Genomic DNA, 316 nt, shown 5'->3' with positions numbered 1-316 from the left:
TGCCGGCGCGGCCTTGTTGGTGGCGATCACCCTGGTGTTGTTCTACTTCTACCTGAAGCTCCAGCCGGAATCTCCGGTCGGCGCCAGCAACGCGAGGTAAGCCGCCATGCTCCTGACTCCCAATGCCATGAGCCGGCGCATGCGGTTCGGCCTGTATTTCACCACGGGCGTGATCGCATTGTTCCTGCTGTTGCCGATCGTGTTCATCGTGCTGCTGTCGTTCGGCTCCTCCCAGTGGCTGGTGTTCCCGCCACCCGGCTGGACGTTCAAATGGTACGGCCAGTTCTTTTCCAACCCGGACTGGATGAGCGCCGCG

The 316-nt window shown here is 62.0% G+C and carries 1 protein-coding gene and 1 pseudogene; both read left to right on the top strand.

What is annotated here, in order from left to right:
• Window positions 1-100, top strand: a pseudogene (locus OC610_RS29125) (ABC transporter permease); the annotation flags it as partial.
• Window positions 101-106: 6 nt separating this feature from the next.
• Window positions 107-316: ABC transporter permease (locus OC610_RS29120; protein ID WP_408636683.1), on the top strand; the 210-nt coding region annotated here is incomplete at its 3' end.

This window comes from Pseudomonas agronomica, from assembly GCF_025917275.1.
In the GTDB taxonomy this organism is placed as follows: domain Bacteria; phylum Pseudomonadota; class Gammaproteobacteria; order Pseudomonadales; family Pseudomonadaceae; genus Aquipseudomonas; species Aquipseudomonas agronomica.
This window is presented reverse-complemented; position numbering and strand designations above follow the sequence as displayed.